At 38.5% G+C, this 1,653-nt stretch carries 2 protein-coding genes; both read left to right on the plus strand.

Translation table 11 applies throughout. The annotated features are described in order from the left end of the window. The coding region (locus tag ACG9ZL_RS20880; RefSeq protein WP_419361777.1) for a phage tail tip fiber protein at window positions 1-1,121 on the plus strand (1,121 nt) is incomplete at its 5' end. Next, window positions 1,118-1,653 (plus strand): DUF4376 domain-containing protein (locus tag ACG9ZL_RS20885; RefSeq protein WP_419361780.1); only part of this gene is annotated, 536 nt, incomplete at its 3' end. The genes ACG9ZL_RS20880 and ACG9ZL_RS20885, both read left to right, overlap by 4 nt.

Consider the following 1,653-nt stretch of genomic DNA (forward strand, 5'->3'; position numbering starts at 1 on the left):
AATTGACAGCAACAACAACTAAGGTCGATGGTGTTTATGCACAAGTCAATCCAACTTTAATTGGTTCAGAATCTGAATTGATTGGTTACTCTGGTGGATATGCTGGCGTATGGTCTGAACAATCAGCAAGAATCGAAGCGGATATGGCGCAAGCAATTCGGACAGATACAGTACAAACAGAATTGAATGGTAATAAAGCAGCCATTCAAGAGGTGACACAATCTGTTAATGGCCTTTACGCGCAGAAATTTATCAAGCTGGATGTAAATGGAAAAATTGCAGGGTGGGGTGGTGCAAATAATGGTGTTGAATCTCAATTTATTTTAAATTTTGATTCATTTGCTATTGGGAGTGGAAGTAATGGCACTGTTTCTTATCCGTTTATTTTCCGAACCACACCATTTACTGATCCAGTCACAGGTACTGTTTTTCCTGTTGCTGCATACCTGAAATCAGTGTTTATGGATTATCAATCTGTTAAGACTTCACATATAGAAGATTTGGCTGTAAAAACAGCAAAGATTGAAGATTTAGCCGTGACAGCAGGAAAAATCAAAGATTTAGCAGTAGGTACTTTAAAGATACAAGATGAAGCAGTCACTGTTCCAACATCAATCAAGTCAACAAGTGAAATCGTCGTTTCAGGAGCCTATAGTCCGCAATACAGCGATTATAATTCTCAACTTGCAGAGTGGGAGGCTAAATTCGGGAATTTATTAACAGCAACAATCAACAGATCAGGAGGGAAATGCCGAATAGATGCATCTTGTATTGCTTTTAAGAATGAATACTTGACTGCGTATGCGGTGGATGGTGGCTCGCTTTCATATTTTGAAAGGTTAAACCTTAGGGCAGTTGTTTCGATCTACAGAAATGGAACTTTAGTCGCCCGGCAGGAAACACCTCCGACCGATGTAATGAGTTCTGGTGGATTTTATTTCACTGGGACTTTTGCGGTGAATGCGGGTATTGAAGATATTTTTAGTGGGCCAGCTACGTACGTTCTCAAATTAGGTTTTGCAAATCGTAATACTCGGGCGATACGTATTACTTTAAACAGTACTACAGGTATTTTTAGCATTCAAAGTCCACAAATGATTCTGACGGAAATGAAGAAATGACAGCTATTATTTCTAAAAGAGGTGAGCTTCTACAGTTGATTTATGCAAATAAAGAAACAATTGCACTAAATAAACCGCTTGGTTGTTTGGCTGTTTCAGATCCTCCATCCTCAAATATGTATTACCGTGGGTGGTGGGCACACATACCCAAACAACCATCAACTCATCATATATTTGATTATAATTTGAAACAGTGGATTGATCCTCGGTCATTAGATCAAGCTAAAGACCAAAAATGGTCGGAGATCAAAATTCAAAGAGAAACCGCCGAATATGGCGGTTTTTCTTTTTTAAACTTTACTTTTGAGTCAGATGTTACTTCACAGGCCCGAATAATAGTGGCAAGTGATTTAGGTGTCTCAGTAGATTGGACATTGAAAGACAATTCAATTGTTTCGCTAGAAGCAGAGCAATTGAGAGGTTTGAGAATTGCTCTAGCTCAGCATGTTTCAAACTGTCATTCAAGAAGTCGAATAGCTCGGCAACTTATTTATGACTCAGAAAGTATTGATCAAATAGAATCAATTCAGTT

The organism is Acinetobacter legionensis (assembly GCF_048551735.1).
GTDB lineage: Bacteria > Pseudomonadota > Gammaproteobacteria > Pseudomonadales > Moraxellaceae > Acinetobacter.